Here is a 16,214-nt window from a genome sequence, read left to right on the forward strand (position 1 = left end):
CCCCGGTCCCGATCGCGGTCTCAGCGGTCCCTGGGTGACGGAAGCCTCGGTACGCTCGCGATCAGCCGTCGTGAGTAGGGGTGCGAGGGCGAGCCCAGGACCGACGCGGTGTCGCCCTGCTCCACGACCCTCCCGTGTTCCAGCACCGCCGTCCGCTCGCACAGCGCCGCCACCACCGACAGGTCGTGCGAGACCATCGCGATGGTCAGCCCCCGCGTCTCCTTCAGCTCGATGAGCAGGTCGACGATCCTGACCCGGGTGGTGACATCGAGCGCGCTGACCGGCTCGTCGGCGAGCAGCACGCGGGGCTCGCACACCGTGGCCCTGGCGATGGCGATGCGCTGGCGCTGGCCGCCGGAGAACTCGTGCGGGTAACGGCGGGCCGCGTCGGCGGGAAGGCCGACCGCCTCCAGCGCGGCGGCGACCCGGGGGTCCTCCTCCCCACGGGCCACCGGCCGGCTCAGACCGAGCGAGCGCAGCGGCTCCGCGACGATGCCGCTGACCCGCTGCCGGGGGTCGAGCGAGGAGTACGGGTCCTGGAACACGCTCTGCACGCCACGCCGGAAGCGGCGCATCAGCGCGCGGTCGCGGAGCCTGAGCTCGTCCCCGTCGAACAGGATCCGCCCGCTGGTGGGGCGGGCGAGGCCGAGCAGCAGCCGCAGCACCGTGGTTTTGCCGGCGCCGGACTCGCCGACCAGCCCGAGGCTGTGGCCCGCGGTGATGTCGAGGGAGACACCGTGCAGTACGGGAGGCGCGCCCCGGTAGGCGAACCCCGCGTCCCGCGCGGCCAGGATCGAGGGGCCCGCGGCCCGGTGGTCCGGGGCGGGTGCCGGGGTGGCCGGGCTCTGAGTGGTCATCGGACGATCCGTTCCAGAGCGCTTTCGAGGTGCCTGGCACTGTCCACCAGGTCCCGGGTGTACGGGTGCCGGGGGCGCCGCACGATGTCGTCCACACTGCCGGACTCGACGGCCGACCCGTCCTTGAGCACCAGGACATGATCGGTCACGGACGAGACCACCGCCAGGTCATGACTGACGAACAGCAGCGCCATGCCGCGCTCGGCGACCAGCCCGTCCAGCAGCGCGAGCACATCGGACTGGACCGTGACATCGAGGGCGGTGGTCGGCTCGTCCGCGATCAGCAGGGCCGGTTCGCAGGCCAGCGCCATGGCTAGGGCGACCCGCTGACGCTGTCCGCCGGAGATCTCGTGCGGATAGGCGCGGGTGATCCGCTCGGGGTCGGGGAGCCGTACCTGATCGAGGGCTTCCGCCACCGCGCGGCGCAGCGCCGGTCCGCGCAGCCCGCGCCACCGGCGCAGCGGTTCGGCGATCTGGCGGCCGACGCGCATCAGCGGGTCGAGTGCGGTGAGGGGTTCCTGGAAGACGACGGTGGCGGCCCGGCCGCGCAGACCGGTCAGCCGCCGCTCGCTCGCGCCGACGACTTCGGTGCCCGGTGCGTCCGGGGCCGTCCTCAGAACGATGCTGCCCGAGGCGTTCATACCGGGCGGCAGCAGGCCGAGCACGGCGAGCGCGGTGAGGGACTTGCCCGAGCCGGACTCGCCGACCAGCCCGAGCCGGGAGCCCGCGTCGATCGAGAAGGACAGGCCGGAGACCAGGGTCCGGCCCTGGTCGGTGCGGATCGTCAGTCCGTTGACATCGAGCACCCGGGGATCGTGCGCGTTCATCGGGTCCTCCGCCGGGTGGGGTCGAGGGTGTCGCGCAGTCCGTCGGCGATCAGATTGACGCCCACGACCAGCATGACCAGCAGTACTCCGGGGGCGATGACCCCGGTGGGTGCGGTGAACACGGTCGCCTGCGCCTCCTGGAGCATGCGCCCCCAGGACGCGTTCGGCGGCGGGGCGCCGAGCCCGAGGAACGACAGACTCGCCTCGGCCATGACGGCGAGGCCGAACTGCTGGGCGAGGTTCACCACCAGGGTGGGCCAGATATTGGGCAGCACATGGCCGGTGATCACCCGGGGCCAGGAGGTGCCCGAGGTGCGCGCCGCCGTGATGTAGTCCTGCGCCAGCACCCGTTTGACCAGGATCCGGGTCAGCCGGGCCACCACGGCCGTCATCGCGAGACCGATGGCGAGGATCGCGGAGCTGAGCGAGGCGGAGCGGGCCGCCACCATCAGCATCGCCAGCAGAAGGGTGGGGAAGGCGATCAGAACGTCCAGCAGGGTGGAGAGGGTGTCGTCGAGCCAGCGGGTGGCGAAGCCCGCGGCGAGACCGAAGCAGACTCCGAGCACCGCCCCGATCGTGATCGCGCCGAGGCCGGCCTCCAGCGCGATGCGCGCGCCCGCCATGAGCTGGGTCAGCAGATCGCGGCCGAGCTTGTCGGTGCCGAGCAGATGCGGCAGTCCGGGCGGCGTGAGCCGGCCGCCCGTGGTGTCCTCGGGGGCGTACGGGACCCAGAACAGCGAGACCAGCGCGGTGACGACGATCAGTCCGAGCAGAACGCAGCCGCTCACCAGGGCCGGGGAGCGACGTCGCCGGGTGGCCGGGGACGACTTCGCGCTCTCGGCGGCGGGGGTGGCCGCCGGGACGGGGTCGGCCGCCTCGCCCGCGCCGGGGTTCAGGTCGGTTCGCTCGCTCATCGTGTGCCTCCCGACAGCCGGCCGCGCAGCCGGGGATCGATCAGCCGCTGCGCGAGGTCACTGAGGAACCCGATGACCAGCACCGCGAAGGTGCTCACGAAGAGGACGCCCTGGACCGTGGGGTAGTCGTGCTGGGCGACGGCCTGGGCGAGCAGGCTGCCGAGGCCCGGCAGCGCGAACACCGTCTCGACCACCACCGCGCCCAGCAGGGTGGTGGCGAGTTCGATTCCGAGGACGGAGACGACCGGTACGGCGCCGTTCCGCATGCCGTGCCGCCACATCGCCCGGTTGAACGACGACCCCAGGGCCCTCGCGGTACGGAGATAGTCGCTGCCGAGGACATCCAGCGCGGCGGACCGTACGTACCGGATGAGGGAGGCGGACATCACCAGCGCCACGGTGATCACCGGCAGGGCCAGTGAGGTGAGCGCCTCCCCCGGCCGCGCCCAGCCGTCCTGCGGAAACCCTCCGGCGGGCAGTACTCCGAGGCGCAGCGCGAAGACGGTGATGAGGATCATCCCGATCCAGAAGACCGGTACGGCGATCCCCAGTTGGGAGATCCCGCTGATCAGCGTCCCGTACCAGGTGGCCGACCGGTGGGCGGCGACAAAGCCGACGGGGACGGCGATCACCACGGCCAGCAGGAAGGAGAGCAGCGTCAGCGGGACGGTGACATCGAGCCGGGAGGTGATCTCCGGGCCGACGGGGAGTGTGCTGACGAACGAGTTCCCCAGATCGAAGGTGGCCAGTTGCTGGAGCCACTGGATGAATTGTTCCGGTACGGGACGGTCCGAGCCGATCTCATGGCGGGCGGCGGCGATCTGCTCCGGGCTCGCGCCGACCGAGAGCAGGGAGTTCGCGGGGTCGCCCGGGAGCAGCCGCAGCAGCAGGAAGAGCACCACGCTGGCCAGGAACAGTGAGCCGGCCAGAAAGGCCAGCCGTCGCAGCAGGTAGGAGATCATCAGGCAGGGGGACCGATCGACGGAAGCGGGGACTGGCCGTGCGGGTCCGGCGAGGATGTGGAGACCGGGCCCGCACGGCGGGGTGAGGCGTCAGCTCGGCTGGAGCTTCGGCCCGGGGTGGGGCGTCAGCTCTTCTTGATGCCGTAGGCGTGGAACTGCGAGTTGAGACCGTTGAGCGGGTAGCCCGACAGCTTGGTGTTGGCCACCACGATCTGCGGGTAGAGGTAGAGCCAGTCGCTCGCCGCGTCCTCGGCGATCTGCCGGTTGACCTTCTTCAGCAGGTCCGTCTGCTGGTCGGTGGTGTCCGACTGCTCGGCCTGCTTCACCCACGCGGTGACCTGCTTGTTGTCATAGCCCCAGTAGAAGTCCGGGTCGCCGTACCAGACGATGTCGCGGTCGTTGACATGCTCCTGGAGCGTCGCTCTGAAGTCGTGGTTCTTGTAGACCTTGGTGTACCACTCGTCCGGCGTGATGACATTGATGTCGACCTTGATTCCGACCTTGGCCAGCTCCGACTTGATGAAGGTGGCGGCCGTCGGGTGCGGGTCGTAGTTGGGGGTGTCGAGCGTGAAGCTGAAGCCCTTGGGGTAGCCGGCCTCGGCGAGCTGCTTCTTGGCGAGCGTCACATCGTACGGATTGACCTTGGTGAGGTCCTCGTACCAGGGATCGGTGGGCGGGACCATCGAGCCGATCAGTGTGCCGTGGTCGCCCCAGACCGACTGGAGCAGCTTCTTGTTGTCGATCGCGGAGCTGACGGCCTTGCGCACCTTGACGTTGTCGAACGGCTTGACCCGGTCGTTGAAGGCCAGCAGCAGCTTGGTGGTCGAGTTCCCGTCGTTGACCTTGTAGTTCGGGTTGTTCTTGAACTGGTCGAGGGCGTCCGGGCTCTGCTCGCTGGTCACCACGTCCACGGCGTTGGTGAGCAGCGCGTTGTTGAGGGCGGTCGCGTCCTTGTAGTAGTGGAAGACGACCTTCGCGTTGGTCGCCGCCGTACCCCAGTACCCGGGGAAGCGTGCCAGGCTGAGCGCGGAGCCCCGGGTCCACTTGTCCAGGGTGTAGGGGCCGGTGCCGTCCTCCGAGGTCTTGAGGTCCTTGGCCGCGGAGTTGACCACCCACACATAACTGAGGTTGTAGACGAACGAGATCGACTTGGACGACAGGGTCACCTTGACGGTGGCCGGGTCCGGGGTCGTGATCGACTTGACCATGTCGAAGCTGCTCTTGCGCGCCGACTGGGAGTTCTCGGCCCGGACCTTCTCGATGCTGTGCTTCACATCCGCGGAGGTGAGCGCCTTGCCCGAGTGGAACGTCACACCGTCGCGCAGGGTGAAGGTGTAGGTGAGGCCGTCCGGGCTGACGGTGTAGTCCTTGGCGAGCTGCTTCTCGACCTTGCCGCTGTCGGTGAGCTTGAACAGCCCCTCGTAGACATTGCCGTTGAGCGCCTCGGTCACGCCCTGCCCGCCGCCTCCGGTGTTGTCCAGATTCTGCGGTTCGTAGAGCGAGCCGATCCCGACGGTCGCGTTCTTGTCGTACGGGCCGGTGGGCGATTTGCTGTTGGTGCCGGTCCCGGAGCCGCAGGCGGTGAGGGCGAGGGACAGGGTGACCACCAGGGTGCCGCCGAGCAGCGGTACGGACTTTCTCATCACTTCTACTCCTGATCGACTGCCGGACGGGCCGCGGGGAGGGGCGGCGGGATCCGGCTGTGGTGCCTTGGGTGTGCTCAGTTGACCGGGTAGCCGTCGCGGAAGACCGGAAGCTTCTCGCCCGCCTCGACGGGGAGGTGCAGCCGGTTCTGCCGCGGCGGCAGTGGACAGTTGTACTGAGCGGAGAATCCGCACGGCGGCACGAACGCGCGGTTGAAGTCCAGTACGACCGTTTCGCCGTCGGCCTCGCGCGGGACGAACAGGAAGCGGCCGGCGCCGTAGGTGTCGCCGCCGTTCGTCGGGTCACCGAAGACCAGGAGGAGTGTCCCGTCGTCGTCGAAGGCCGACAGTGTGTAGTCCACGCCGTCCAGTGTGACGTGAATATCGCCGGGGACAACCAGTTCGCGGCTGCCTCCGCTGTCGCGAATGTGCTCGAACGGCACCCGGCGGTCGGTGGATACCGGCGTGAAGGTGGCCTCGACCACCCAGTCCGGATGGAACGGATATGAAGCGATATGCGAGAAATGCCGGATGGCCGGAGCGTCCGCGTCCCAGAAGCGCAGCGCCTCTTCCGGCTCGCCGGTATGGAGGTTGGTGCGCCGCACGGTGGTGAGGGTCACACCGTCAGGGACCGCGATTCCGGCCTGCTCCTCGGCGGCGTCCACCCCGGGATCCAGCCACCGGGTCTCCACCAGCGCCAAGTTGCCGACGGGGCCGGTCACGGCGGCGTGCCGCGCGGCGTGCCAGGACTCCAGCGCCGCCCGGGCCTCCTCGGCCGGCTGTGTGGTGGCCGCGATCGGCCCGGAAGAACGGGTATGCACGGACATGCGGGACTCGCTCCGGTCTGAGGGAATGGTTCGATCCCGCGCGGCGTCGCAGTGGGGTCTGGAACGACTGGATCGTACATACGTAGGGTTATTTCCAGCCATGATTGACCATCCTTCGAGACAGGTTGTCTCTCGCCCGGGACAACGGGGTGTAACCGCGCGCCCGGTCGATGTGTTCCGGAGCGATGAGTTTTGGTGGCGGGGCCGGTCTCCCCGGTATGGACACAGAGACCGAGACCGAACTCTTCGACCTGGGCCCCGCTTGCCACGAGGTGGCGCGGTTGCTGGACGGAATCAAGGATGATCAGCTCGCCGGCCCGACGCCCTGTCCCGACTACGCGGTACGGGAGGTGCTGGCGCATCTCGTCGGGCTGACGGTGGCGTTCCGCGACGCCGCGGCGAAGAAGTCCGGGCCGACGACGGACACATCACCGGACGCGACCCTCCCCGTACTGCCCGACGACTGGCGTGAGGTGCTCCCCCGGCAGTTGGACGAACTGGCCGAATCCTGGCGCTCGCCCGCCGCCTGGGAGGGCGGCACCCGGGTCGGCGGTATCGATCTGCCGGGCGCGGTGGCCGGGCTGGTGGCTCTCAATGAAGTGCAGATCCACGGCTGGGACCTGGCGCGCGCCACGGGCCAGGCGTACGCCCCCGCCGAGGCGTCGCTCCGGGCGTCGCTCGCGGTGCTGGCACCGCCCCCGGCGGCCGGATCCGGCGGGTCCGGTGATTCTGGCGACTCCGGCCCGGCTCCGGACAGCGTGTTCGGGCCACCGGTCGACGTCCCCGAGGATGCCCCGCTGCTTGACCGGGTCATCGGCCTGAGCGGTCGCCGCCCCGACTGGCGGCCCGGGGAGTGAGCGGGGCCGGCCGCCCGAGGGTCCGGGGGGCTCTGCGGTCGGCCGGCCCGGAACCGACGCCCGGGTCGTCCGCGGGCCTGACCGCACGCGGTCGGTCGGCGGCGGCCGGGGCGTCGGTGCGCGGGGGGGGGCGGTGCGCGGGGCATCGGCGCGCGGGGGGTCGGTGCGCGGGGCGTCGGTGGCCGTACGGCCCGCGGGAGCGGATCCGGGAGACCGCGGGCGGACCCCGTAACCTCTTCCTGTGCCAGCCTCCCGCCCGCATCGCGTCGCCGTCCTTGTGCTTGAGGGTGCGAAACCGCTCGATGTCGGCATTCCCGCGCAGGTCTTCACGACCCGCGCGAGCATGCCGTACGAGGTGCGGGTGTGCGGGGCGACACCCGGTCTCGTGACCGGCGGCGATGGCCTCGCGTACTACGTCGCCCACGGCCTCGACACGCTCGCGTGGGCCGACATCGTCTTCGTCCCCGGCTACCGGTTCCCGGACCGCGACGACCCGCCGCAGGCCGTCGTCGACGCACTGATCGCCGCCCATGCCAGGGGCGCGCGGCTCGCCGCCATCTCGACGGGTGCCTTCGCGCTCGCCGCCACGGGCCTGCTCGACGGCAGGCGCGCCACGACACACTGGCACTACACGCGGGCACTCATGGCCAGGCATCCGCTCGTCCAGGTCGACGAGAACGTGCTGTTCGTCGACGAGGGCAGTGTGCTCACCTCGGCAGGCGCCGCCTCCGGCATCGACCTGTGCCTGCACATCCTGCGCGGCGACCTCGGGGTGGCCGCGTCCAACCACGCGGCGCGGCGTCTCGTTGCCGCCCCCTACCGCAGCGGCGGCCAGGCCCAGTACGTGCCGCGCAGCGTCCCCGAGCCGCTCGGCGAGCGGTTCGCCGCCACCCGCGAGTGGGCGCTGTACCGGCTGGGCGAGCCCCTCACCCTCGACGTACTGGCGCGGCAGGCCGGGGTCTCGCCGCGCACGTTCTCCCGGCGCTTTGTCGAGGAGACCGGTTACACGCCGATGCAATGGGTGATGCGCGCCCGTATCGACCTGGCCCGCGAACTGCTTGAGCGCTCTCAGCGCGGCATCGAACAGATCGCCGCCGACGTCGGGCTCGGCACCGGCGCGAACCTGCGCCTGCACTTCCAGCGCATCCTCGGCACCACACCGAGCGAGTACCGGCGCACCTTCACCCGGGGCGAGTGACCCGCCCCGCGCCGCCTGGCGGGATCTGGCGGGATCCTTTTGAACCATGGCGATCCCGCCACTGTCAGCGGCGGGAGCCACGGGCGAGCCTGGTGCCGAAGGAAAGGGACATTCACTCATGACTCGCATCGCCATCAACGGATTCGGCCGCATCGGACGCAATGTGCTGCGCGCACTGCTGGAGCGCGACAGCGCCCTGGAGATCGTCGCTGTCAACGACCTGACGGAGCCCGCCACTCTCGCCCGGCTGCTCGCCTACGACAGCACGGCCGGCCGGCTCGGGCGCCCGGTGACCGTAGACGGGGACGTCCTCGTCGTCGACGGCCATCGGATCACGGTGCTGGCCGAGCGCGAACCGGCGCGGCTGCCGTGGGCCGAGCTCGGCGTCGACATCGTCCTGGAAGCCACCGGCCGCTTCACCTCGGCCGAGGCAGCCCGCGCCCACCTCGACGCGGGCGCGAGGAAGGTACTCGTCAGCGCGCCGTCGGACGGCGCCGACGTCACGCTCGCGTTCGGGGTCAACACCGACGCCTACGACCCGGCCGCGCACACGATCGTCTCGAACGCCTCCTGCACCACCAACGCGCTCGCGCCGCTGGCCGCGGTCCTCGACGAACTCGCCGGTATCGAGCACGGGTTCATGACGACGGTGCACGCCTACACCCAGGAGCAGAACCTTCAGGACGGTCCGCACCGCGACGCCCGTCGCGCCCGGGCCGCCGGCGTCAATATCGTGCCGACCACGACCGGCGCCGCCAAGGCGATCGGCCTGGTGCTGCCGAACCTCGACGGCAAGCTGTCGGGCGACTCGATCCGGGTACCGGTGCCGGTGGGCTCGATCGTCGAACTCAACACGACCGTCGCCCGCGATGTGACACGCGACGATGTGCTGGCGGCGTACCGCACCGCGGCGGAGGGGCCGCTCGCCGGTGTCCTGGAGTACTCGGAGGACCCGCTCGTGTCGTCCGACATCACGGGCAATCCCGCCTCGTCGATCTTCGACTCGGCCCTCACCCGCGTCGAGGGCCGCCATGTCAAGGTGGTCGCGTGGTACGACAACGAGTGGGGCTTCTCGAACCGCGTGATCGACACGCTTGAGCTCCTCGCCACCGGCTGACCGGACGCCGGGGTGGTACCCCGTCCAAGGAGGCGGGTACGGAACCGGACGTGCCGGCTCCGTACCCGCCGTCCATGTCCGTCCATGTCTATGTCACGGTCCGCGCCGACGCCACCGGCGCCACCGGCTCCGCCTCCGCCCGCCTCTCCTCCGAACTCCGGCTCGCGCCCAGGTGGTTGAAGGCCAGGTTGAGGACGATCGCCACCACACACCCCGTGCTGATGCCCGAGTCGAGCACCACCAGCAGGTCCTTGGGGAAGGCGTGGTAGAAGTCCGGCGCGGCGATCGGAATCAGCCCGACGCCCACGGCCGCCGCGACGATCAGCGCGTTCTCGCCCCTCTCCAGCGCGGCCGTGGCCAGGGTCTGGATTCCGCTCGCGGCGACGGAGCCGAACAGGACGATCCCCGCGCCGCCGAGCACGGGCAGCGGTACGAGCGCGATCACGGACGCCAGCACGGGACAGAGCCCCAGCAGCACCAGAATCCCACCGCCCGTGGCGACGACGAAGCGGCTGCGGACCTTGGTCATCGCGACGAGACCGATGTTCTGCGCGAAGGCGCTGCACATGAAGCCGTTGAAGAGCGGGCTGAGCGCGCTGCCGAGGGTGTCGGCGCGCAGCCCGCCCTCGATGGTCCGCTCGTCCGCGGGCCGGCCCACGATCCTGCCCAGCGCGAGCATGTCGGCCGTGGACTCGGTCATACACACGAGCATCACGAGGCACATGGAGATGATGGCCGCGATCTCGAACTGCGGGGCGCCGAAGTGGAACGGGGTCGGGAAGCCGACGAGACCGGCGCCTTTGATCGCGTCGAAGCCGGTCATGCCCATCGGGACGGCGATGGCCGTACCGATGACCAGACCGATGAGGATCGCGATCTGCTGGAGGAACCCGCGCAGCAGCTTCCGCAGCACCAGCACGATGACCAGGGTGAGGGCGGCCATCCCGATGTTGCGCGTCGAACCGTAGTCGCCGGCCGTGGTGTCGCCGCCCTGGGACCAGGTGAAGGCGACCGGCAGCAGCGAGACACCGATCAGGGTGATGACGGTGCCGGTGACGACGGGCGGGAAGAAGCGGACGAGTTTCGAGAAGTACGGGGTGAGGAGAAAGCCCAGCACACTGGCGACGAGGATCGCGCCGAAGATGACGGCGAGTCCGTCGGCGCCCCGGTCCTTGCCGATGGCGATCATCGGGGTCACACCGGCGAAGGAGACGCCGTTGACGAAGGGGAGCCGGGCGCCGATCCGCCAGAAGCCGAGGGTCTGGAGCAGGGTGGCGATTCCGGCGGTGAAGAGGCTCGCGCCCATCAGGAAGGCGGTCTCTTCGGGGGCGAGGCCCAGCGCGGGCCCCACGATCATGGGCGGGGCCACCACACCCGCGTACATCGCGGCCACATGCTGGAGGCCGCTGGTGAACATCCTGGCGGGCGGGAGCTTTTCGTCGACCGGGTGCTTCCGGTGGGGATCGACGTCAACTTCCCTATCGGGTATGGACGTTGGCGGTGACTCGGGCTCTATGTCGGGTTCGGTCGGCACGGCGGTTCCTCCGGTCGGTTACGCGCCGACGGCGGCGCGGGTGTCAGGGAGGTGTTACGAGGTGGGTACACCTGTCTGCGCGTGCGGGCACGAGACACATGTCGCCGTCCCGGGAGGTGCGGTACCGGCAGCGTGCGGTACGGCACCTCCCGGGCACGGCTGCCACGGACCCGCTCGGGTCCCTGGCCTCCGGTCGTGGGCCGTCCCCCGCGACCGGATGTCCTGGAGTGTGTTCCGGCGGGATCAGCCCTGTTCGGCGATCCGCGCGAGACGCTGGGCCTCGCTCCGTGTGTGGCGGGCGATGGCGTCCTCGTCCACCGTGGTCAGATGGCCGTCCTCCACCACGGGCCGGCCGTTGACGAGGGAGAGTGTGACGGGGGCGGCGGCGCCGAAGATCAGCGCGGTCACCGGGTCCGCGATGGAGGCGTGGGCGAGGGTGTCCAGCTTCCAGAGGACGAGGTCGGCGAGCTTCCCCGGCTCGATGGAGCCGATCTGGTCGGCGCGGCCGAGGACTTGGGCACCGCCGTACGTACCGAGCCGCAGCGCCTGGCGGGCGTTGAGCGCGGACTCGCGGTGTGCGCTCAGACGGTTGATGAGCAGCGCGTTGCGCAGTTCGGTGTGGAGTTCGCCGGACTCGTTGGAGGCGGTGCCGTCGACACCGAGGCCGACCGGTACACCGGCCCTGAGCATGTCCGGGACCCGGGCGATCCCGGCGGCGAGCCGGGCGTTGGACGAGGGGCAGTGGGCGACGCCCGTGCCGGTACGTCCGAAGGCCTCGATGTCGGAGTCGTTCATATGGACGCAGTGGGCCATCCACACATCGGAGCCGAGCCAGCCCGTCGACTCGAAGTAGTCGGTGGGACCCATCCCGAACAGCTCCTTGCAGAACTGTGCCTCCTCCACCGTCTCGCTGCCGTGGGTGTGCAGCCTGACGCCCGTGCGGCGCGCCAACTCGGCGCCCTGCCTGAGCAGTTCGGTGGTGACGGAGAAGGGCGAGCACGGCGCCACGGCGATCTGGGTCATCGCGTCGAAGGAGGCGTCGTGGTGGTTCTCGATGGTTTTCTCGGTGGCGGCGAGGGCGCTGTCGAGGGACTCGACGGCGAAGTCCGGGGGCAGCCCGCCGTCCGATGTGCCGCGGTCCATGGAGCCGCGGGCGAGGGTGAACCGTACGCCCATCTCCGCCGCGGCCCCGATGATCGCACCGGACAGGTCGCCCGTGCCGTGCGGATAGACGTAGTGGTGGTCCATCGCGGTGGTGACACCGCCCCGGACCATCATCGCCAGGGAACCCTGCGCGGCGGCGCGGACCATCGGCTCGTCGAGCCGTGCCCAGGTCGGATAGAGCGCGACCAGCCAGTTGAACAGGTTGTGGTCGGTGGCGAGTCCGCGGGTGAGCCACTGGTAGAAGTGGTGGTGCGTGTTGACCAGGCCGGGGGTGACGAGATGCCCGGTGCCGTCGATACGGCGGACCACGTTCCCGGGCGCCTGGCGGGCCGGGGCCGGGCCCGCGCCGACCGACTCGATCCGGTTGTCCGCGACCACGACATGTCCCGAGGCGTACTCGGTGTCGTGCGCGTCCACCGTCGCGATGGCGCAGTTCTCGATGACGATGCGCGAAGCAGCCATGGCGGTTCCTCTTCCTGGGTTCGGGCCGGCGACGGGTCGGAGGTTGGTCAGAGGTTGGTCAGATCGACCGGGATCTGCGGCTCGGTTCCGTCCCGCAGGACGGTCGCCTCGATCAGCCCGTAGGGGCGGTCCGCCGCGAAGTAGACCTCGTTGTCGTTCTTCAGTCCGAACGGCTCCAGATCCACCAGGAAATGGTGCTTGTTCGGCAGCGAGAACCGGATCTCGTCGATCTCGTCACGGCTGTCGATGATCCTCGAACCCATCTGGTACAGGGTCTGCTGGAGGGAGAGCGAGTGGGTCTCGGCGAAGGCCTGGAGCAGATGCTTCCTGGCCTGCTCATAGGACTGGTCCCAGTCCGGCATCCGGGTGTCGTCGCCCGACCAGCGGTAACGCCACTTGGCGGACACCTCGGTGGCGAGAACACGGTCGTACGCCTCTTTGAGCGTCGTGTACTTGTCCTTGGCGTAACCCCAGAATTCGGAGTCCGTCGAGTTCAGCACGGTCAGATCCGTCAGACCGGAGATGACCTGCCAGCGCTCACCGTCGAAGGTGATCTGGGTGAGCCGGGTCTCCTGGCCCTTGCGGACGAAGGAGTGCTTGACCTCGTCCGCGCCGGTGAACCGGGAGTCGCCGTCCGAGGTCTCGATACGCTCCCAGGCGTACTCCTCGATCCGGATACGCGCCTGCCGGATCGGCTCCTGGCTGGTGACGAAGTGCCGGGCGAGATGGATACCGAACTGCTCGGCCGATTCGACGCCGTGTTCCTTGGCGAACGCGTAGACCGTGTTCTTGGTGGTGTCGGTCGGCAGTACATGTGCGTTGGAGCCCGAGTAGTGGACGTCCTCCATCTCGCCGGAGAGCGCGATGGAGACATTGAGGTCCTTGATGTGGTGGGTGTCGCCGTCCCGCGTGATCCTGACAACGCGGTTCTCCGCCTTGCCGTACTGGTTCTGTCCGAGAATCACAGGGCGGCCCGGGCGGGGCTGATCGGTCATGTCTGCTAGCTCCCTCGGTATACGGAGTAGCCGAACGGGTTGAGCAGCAGCGGTACGTGATAGTGCTCGCCCGGGGTGACGGCGAAGGTGATCGCCACCTCCGGGAAGAACACACCGCTGTCCCTCGCGCGGGGGGCGTCCTGCTGCGCCTCGGCTTCTCGCCTGCTGTTGAAGTACGCCTCTGTCTCGAAGTCGAGACGTACCTGTGTGGTGCCCTCCGGCAGGTCCGGCAGGTCCTCGCAGCGTCCGTCTCCGTCGGTACGCGAACCGCCGAGCGCCGCCCACCGCGCGCCGGGGCCGCCGCGGGCCGCGAGCGAGATGGCGACGCCCTTCGCGGGGCGTCCGATGCTGGTGTCCAGGATGTGCGTGGACACCGAGGCCGTGGTGGCGGTGCTCATGAGTCGTCGTCCTCCGCTACGAGACGGGTCAGCCGGATCCGGTTGATCTTGCCGAGTTCGGTGCGCACGATCGCACGCTCCCGTTCCGGTGTGTGGCCCATCCGGGTCTTCAGCGCGTCGCGCATCCGCTCACCGGTGGCTCCGGTGGCGCAGATCAGGAAGACATGTCCGAACCGCTCCTGGTAGGCCAGATTCAGTTCGAGCAGCTCGGCCTTCAGCTCCTCCGGGGCACCGGCCATCCCCCGCTGTTCACGGGCGGAGACCGGGTCCCCCGGCTTCGGCCGGCCGATCGGCGGGTGTCCCGCCAGCGCCTCGGCCAGCTCCGCGCCGTCCAGCTCGGATGTCGCGGTGTCGCTGGCGGCGAGGAGAGCGTTCAGGTCGGCGTACGGGCGCCGGGCGAGGAGCTTGGTCCCCCACGCCCGGCCGGCGCACACCTCGTGCAGTGCGGCCAGCGCCACACTGTCGGGTGAGGTGTTGAACCGGGTGAGACCCGGTCGCGGTGTCGACGTCACGGGAGCCTCCGTGGCTGTGCTGGGCGGGCTTCGCATAGCTAACGCCCTCGACAACACCGCGTCAACAGTTTGTTGAAATCTCGTATACGGAAACCCGCGGCAGGGGCCTACTCGCCCTTGGCCGCGCTTCCCCGCGTGCTTTCGCGCGCGTTTTCCCTGTTGAGGTAGTTGTAGACGGTGAAGCGGCTGACGCCGAGGGCGCTCGCCACCGTCTCGACGCCGTGCCGCACGGAGAAGGCACCGCGTGCCTCCAGTATCCGGACGACCGACTGCTTGGTCTTGCGGTCCAGTTCGGCGAGCGGCATACCGTGCCGGCGTTCCAGCGCGGCCAGGATGTGGTCCAGCGAGTCGGACAACTGGGGCAGCCGCACGGCGAGCAGCTCCTCACCCTCCCAGGCGAGCACGACATCGTCGGGCTGGGCCTCGCCGGGGGCCATCAGCTCACCGCCCATGGCGTCGACCAGCGGCTTGACCGCCGCGACGAACGGGTGGTCCAGCGGCTCGGCCATCAGCCGTTCCCCCCGTCCCCGGCCGCCCGGCCACCCTCGGTCACAGGACCGTCCTCGACCACATTGACCTGGAGGGAGACCCGGGTCGCCCCGGCGGCCAGCGACCGGCGCAGCAGTATGCCGACCGCGCTCAGCACCGCGTCCGCGCCGCCTTCCGCCGTATTGCCGAACGGGCCGACGTCCACGGCGTCCAGGTCGGCGCCCTGGACGACCTCGCGGGCCACCAGCGCGTGGGCGGGCGCCTTGTCCAGGTCGAAGGGCTCGGTCGTGAACTCCACTCGCAATCGCACTGCGCCCCCACAAAACATCGGCTCCGACCCGCACGTTCCCTCAGACCTCCGGCCGAGAGGGCACATCCGGGGCACACCTGGGGCAGATTCTGCGCGCCGGTGTGCTCCAGTCGACACGACCTTAACGGACCCGCTCCCGCCCACGGAGCCACACGGACACGCCGCCGAAACGAAGCGCGCGGGTGACGAATTACGGGAGCCCCCCTTGACAGCCCCCGAGCCATCCAGGCAGTCTTCCATCAAGCAGAATATGACTTCCGCGATACGGAAGGAGCGCCTGACTCCTCATGGCCCCTCACTTCACGAACGGGCGCGGCACCGAGCAGCGCTTCGATGTGAACCTGTCCATCCTCTTCACCGAGCTCCCGCTGCTGGAGCGCCCCGCCGCCGCGGCCACGGCCGGTTTCGACGCGGTCGAGCTGTGGTGGCCCTGGACCGACACCCCCACCCCGCCACAGGCCGAGCTCGACGCCCTGGGGCAGGCGCTCGACGACGCGGGCACCCAGCTGGTGGGGCTGAACTTCTACGCCGGACAGCTGCCGGGGCCGGACCGCGGGGCGCTCTCCGTGCCCGGTGAGGAGTCCGACCGGTTCGTCGCCAATATCGAGGTCGCGGCCGACTTCGCCGCCGCCACCGGGTGCAAGGCCCTCAACGCGCTGTACGGCAACCGCGTCGAGGGCGTCGATCCCCGGGCACAGGACGAACTGGCCCTGGAGAACCTCGTACAGGCGGCCCACGCGGCCGACCGGATCGGGGCCGTCCTGCTGATCGAGGCGCTCAACAAGCCGGAGTCCCCTCTCTACCCCCTGGTGAGCGCTCCGTCCGCGATCGAGGTCGTGAACAAGGTCAACTCCGCCACCGGTCTCGGCAACGCCTCGTTCCTGCTCGATCTCTACCACCTGTCGATGAACGGCGAGGACCTGAACGAGGTCATCGACCGGTACGCCGACAGGACCGGCCACGTACAGATCGCCGACAACCCGGGCCGTGGCGCGCCGGGTACCGGATCGCTGCCGCTCGAAGACCTCCTCGGCAGGCTGCGGAAGGCCGGCTACACCGGCTGGGTCGGCCTGGAGTACAAGCCGGGCGACCGGCCGAGCGCCGAGTCCTTCGACTGGCTCGCGGGGGCCTGACCGGCCCGACAGGGC

Annotated in this window: 17 protein-coding genes; 4 read left to right on the top strand and 13 right to left on the bottom strand. The window is 69.9% G+C overall.

Annotated elements, in window-relative coordinates; genetic code table 11:
• Window positions 1–20: 20 nt before the first annotated feature.
• From AB0M67_RS01755 to AB0M67_RS01780, 6 genes are all read right to left on the bottom strand, one after another.
• Entirely contained in the window at window positions 21–857 is an 837-nt protein-coding gene (locus AB0M67_RS01755) for an ABC transporter ATP-binding protein (protein WP_365741468.1), read from the bottom strand.
• Entirely contained in the window at window positions 854–1,684 is an 831-nt protein-coding gene (locus AB0M67_RS01760; protein WP_365741470.1) for an ABC transporter ATP-binding protein, read from the bottom strand. Before AB0M67_RS01760 ends, AB0M67_RS01755 begins: the two co-directional genes overlap by 4 nt.
• The gene (locus tag AB0M67_RS01765) at window positions 1,681–2,598 is read right to left on the bottom strand and encodes an ABC transporter permease (RefSeq protein WP_365741472.1); all 918 of its coding nucleotides are present in this window, start codon (window positions 2,596–2,598) and stop codon (window positions 1,681–1,683) included. The genes AB0M67_RS01760 and AB0M67_RS01765 overlap by 4 nt, the downstream gene beginning before the upstream one ends.
• Entirely contained in the window at window positions 2,595–3,560 is a 966-nt protein-coding gene (locus AB0M67_RS01770) for an ABC transporter permease (RefSeq protein ID WP_365741474.1), read from the bottom strand. Before AB0M67_RS01770 ends, AB0M67_RS01765 begins: the two co-directional genes overlap by 4 nt.
• Before the next feature lie 125 nt (window positions 3,561–3,685).
• Window positions 3,686–5,203, bottom strand: a complete 1,518-nt coding sequence (locus AB0M67_RS01775) for an ABC transporter substrate-binding protein (RefSeq protein WP_365741476.1) — start codon at window positions 5,201–5,203, stop codon at window positions 3,686–3,688.
• 77 nt (window positions 5,204–5,280) lie between these two features.
• Window positions 5,281–6,030 carry a DUF1684 domain-containing protein gene (locus tag AB0M67_RS01780; protein WP_365741478.1) on the bottom strand — a complete coding sequence of 250 codons (750 nt, stop codon included), beginning with the start codon at window positions 6,028–6,030 and terminating at the stop codon, window positions 5,281–5,283.
• Window positions 6,031–6,248: 218 nt separating this feature from the next.
• Here AB0M67_RS01780 and AB0M67_RS01785 point away from each other — a divergent pair, with 218 nt between their 5' ends.
• The 3 genes from AB0M67_RS01785 to gap all read left to right on the top strand — a co-directional run bounded on the left by AB0M67_RS01785 (window position 6,249) and on the right by gap (window position 9,202).
• A complete protein-coding gene (locus tag AB0M67_RS01785) occupies window positions 6,249–6,887 on the top strand; it encodes a TIGR03086 family metal-binding protein (protein ID WP_365741480.1) in 639 nt (212 codons plus the stop codon).
• Window positions 6,888–7,128: 241 nt separating this feature from the next.
• Complete coding sequence (locus AB0M67_RS01790) at window positions 7,129–8,085, top strand: helix-turn-helix domain-containing protein (protein WP_365741482.1); 957 nt, start codon at window positions 7,129–7,131, stop codon at window positions 8,083–8,085.
• A gap of 118 nt (window positions 8,086–8,203) precedes the next feature.
• Window positions 8,204–9,202 (top strand): type I glyceraldehyde-3-phosphate dehydrogenase, encoded by a 999-nt coding sequence (gene gap / locus AB0M67_RS01795; protein ID WP_365741485.1) that lies wholly within the window; start codon window positions 8,204–8,206, stop codon window positions 9,200–9,202.
• 88 nt (window positions 9,203–9,290) lie between these two features.
• On the opposite strand, the gene AB0M67_RS01800 is transcribed toward gap, so the two are convergent.
• From AB0M67_RS01800 to AB0M67_RS01830, 7 genes are all read right to left on the bottom strand, one after another.
• Complete coding sequence (locus AB0M67_RS01800) at window positions 9,291–10,691, bottom strand: nucleobase:cation symporter-2 family protein (RefSeq protein ID WP_365741840.1); 1,401 nt, start codon at window positions 10,689–10,691, stop codon at window positions 9,291–9,293.
• 288 nt (window positions 10,692–10,979) lie between these two features.
• Window positions 10,980–12,362, bottom strand: coding sequence for an 8-oxoguanine deaminase (locus AB0M67_RS01805; protein WP_365741487.1), 1,383 nt, complete (start codon window positions 12,360–12,362; stop codon window positions 10,980–10,982).
• Window positions 12,363–12,409: 47 nt separating this feature from the next.
• Window positions 12,410–13,357: a factor-independent urate hydroxylase gene (gene pucL, locus AB0M67_RS01810; RefSeq protein WP_365741489.1), complete on the bottom strand. Its 948-nt coding sequence runs from the start codon at window positions 13,355–13,357 to the stop codon at window positions 12,410–12,412.
• A 5-nt stretch (window positions 13,358–13,362) separates the two neighbouring features.
• Window positions 13,363–13,755: a hydroxyisourate hydrolase gene (gene uraH / locus AB0M67_RS01815; RefSeq protein WP_365741491.1), complete on the bottom strand. Its 393-nt coding sequence runs from the start codon at window positions 13,753–13,755 to the stop codon at window positions 13,363–13,365.
• The gene (gene uraD, locus AB0M67_RS01820) at window positions 13,752–14,267 is read right to left on the bottom strand and encodes a 2-oxo-4-hydroxy-4-carboxy-5-ureidoimidazoline decarboxylase (RefSeq protein WP_365741493.1); all 516 of its coding nucleotides are present in this window, start codon (window positions 14,265–14,267) and stop codon (window positions 13,752–13,754) included. The genes uraH and uraD overlap by 4 nt, the downstream gene beginning before the upstream one ends.
• 107 nt (window positions 14,268–14,374) lie before the next feature.
• Window positions 14,375–14,776 carry a helix-turn-helix domain-containing protein gene (locus AB0M67_RS01825; RefSeq protein ID WP_365741495.1) on the bottom strand — a complete coding sequence of 134 codons (402 nt, stop codon included), beginning with the start codon at window positions 14,774–14,776 and terminating at the stop codon, window positions 14,375–14,377.
• Entirely contained in the window at window positions 14,776–15,066 is a 291-nt protein-coding gene (locus AB0M67_RS01830) for a hypothetical protein (protein WP_365741497.1), read from the bottom strand. The genes AB0M67_RS01825 and AB0M67_RS01830 overlap by 1 nt, the downstream gene beginning before the upstream one ends.
• 287 nt (window positions 15,067–15,353) lie before the next feature.
• Between AB0M67_RS01830 and AB0M67_RS01835 the strand changes: the two genes are divergently transcribed.
• Complete coding sequence (locus tag AB0M67_RS01835) at window positions 15,354–16,199, top strand: TIM barrel protein (protein ID WP_365741499.1); 846 nt, start codon at window positions 15,354–15,356, stop codon at window positions 16,197–16,199.
• Window positions 16,200–16,214: the final 15 nt, after the last annotated feature.

Origin of the sequence: Streptomyces sp. NPDC051662 (genome assembly GCF_040681655.1) — a bacterium.
Lineage (GTDB): Bacteria > Actinomycetota > Actinomycetes > Streptomycetales > Streptomycetaceae > Streptomyces.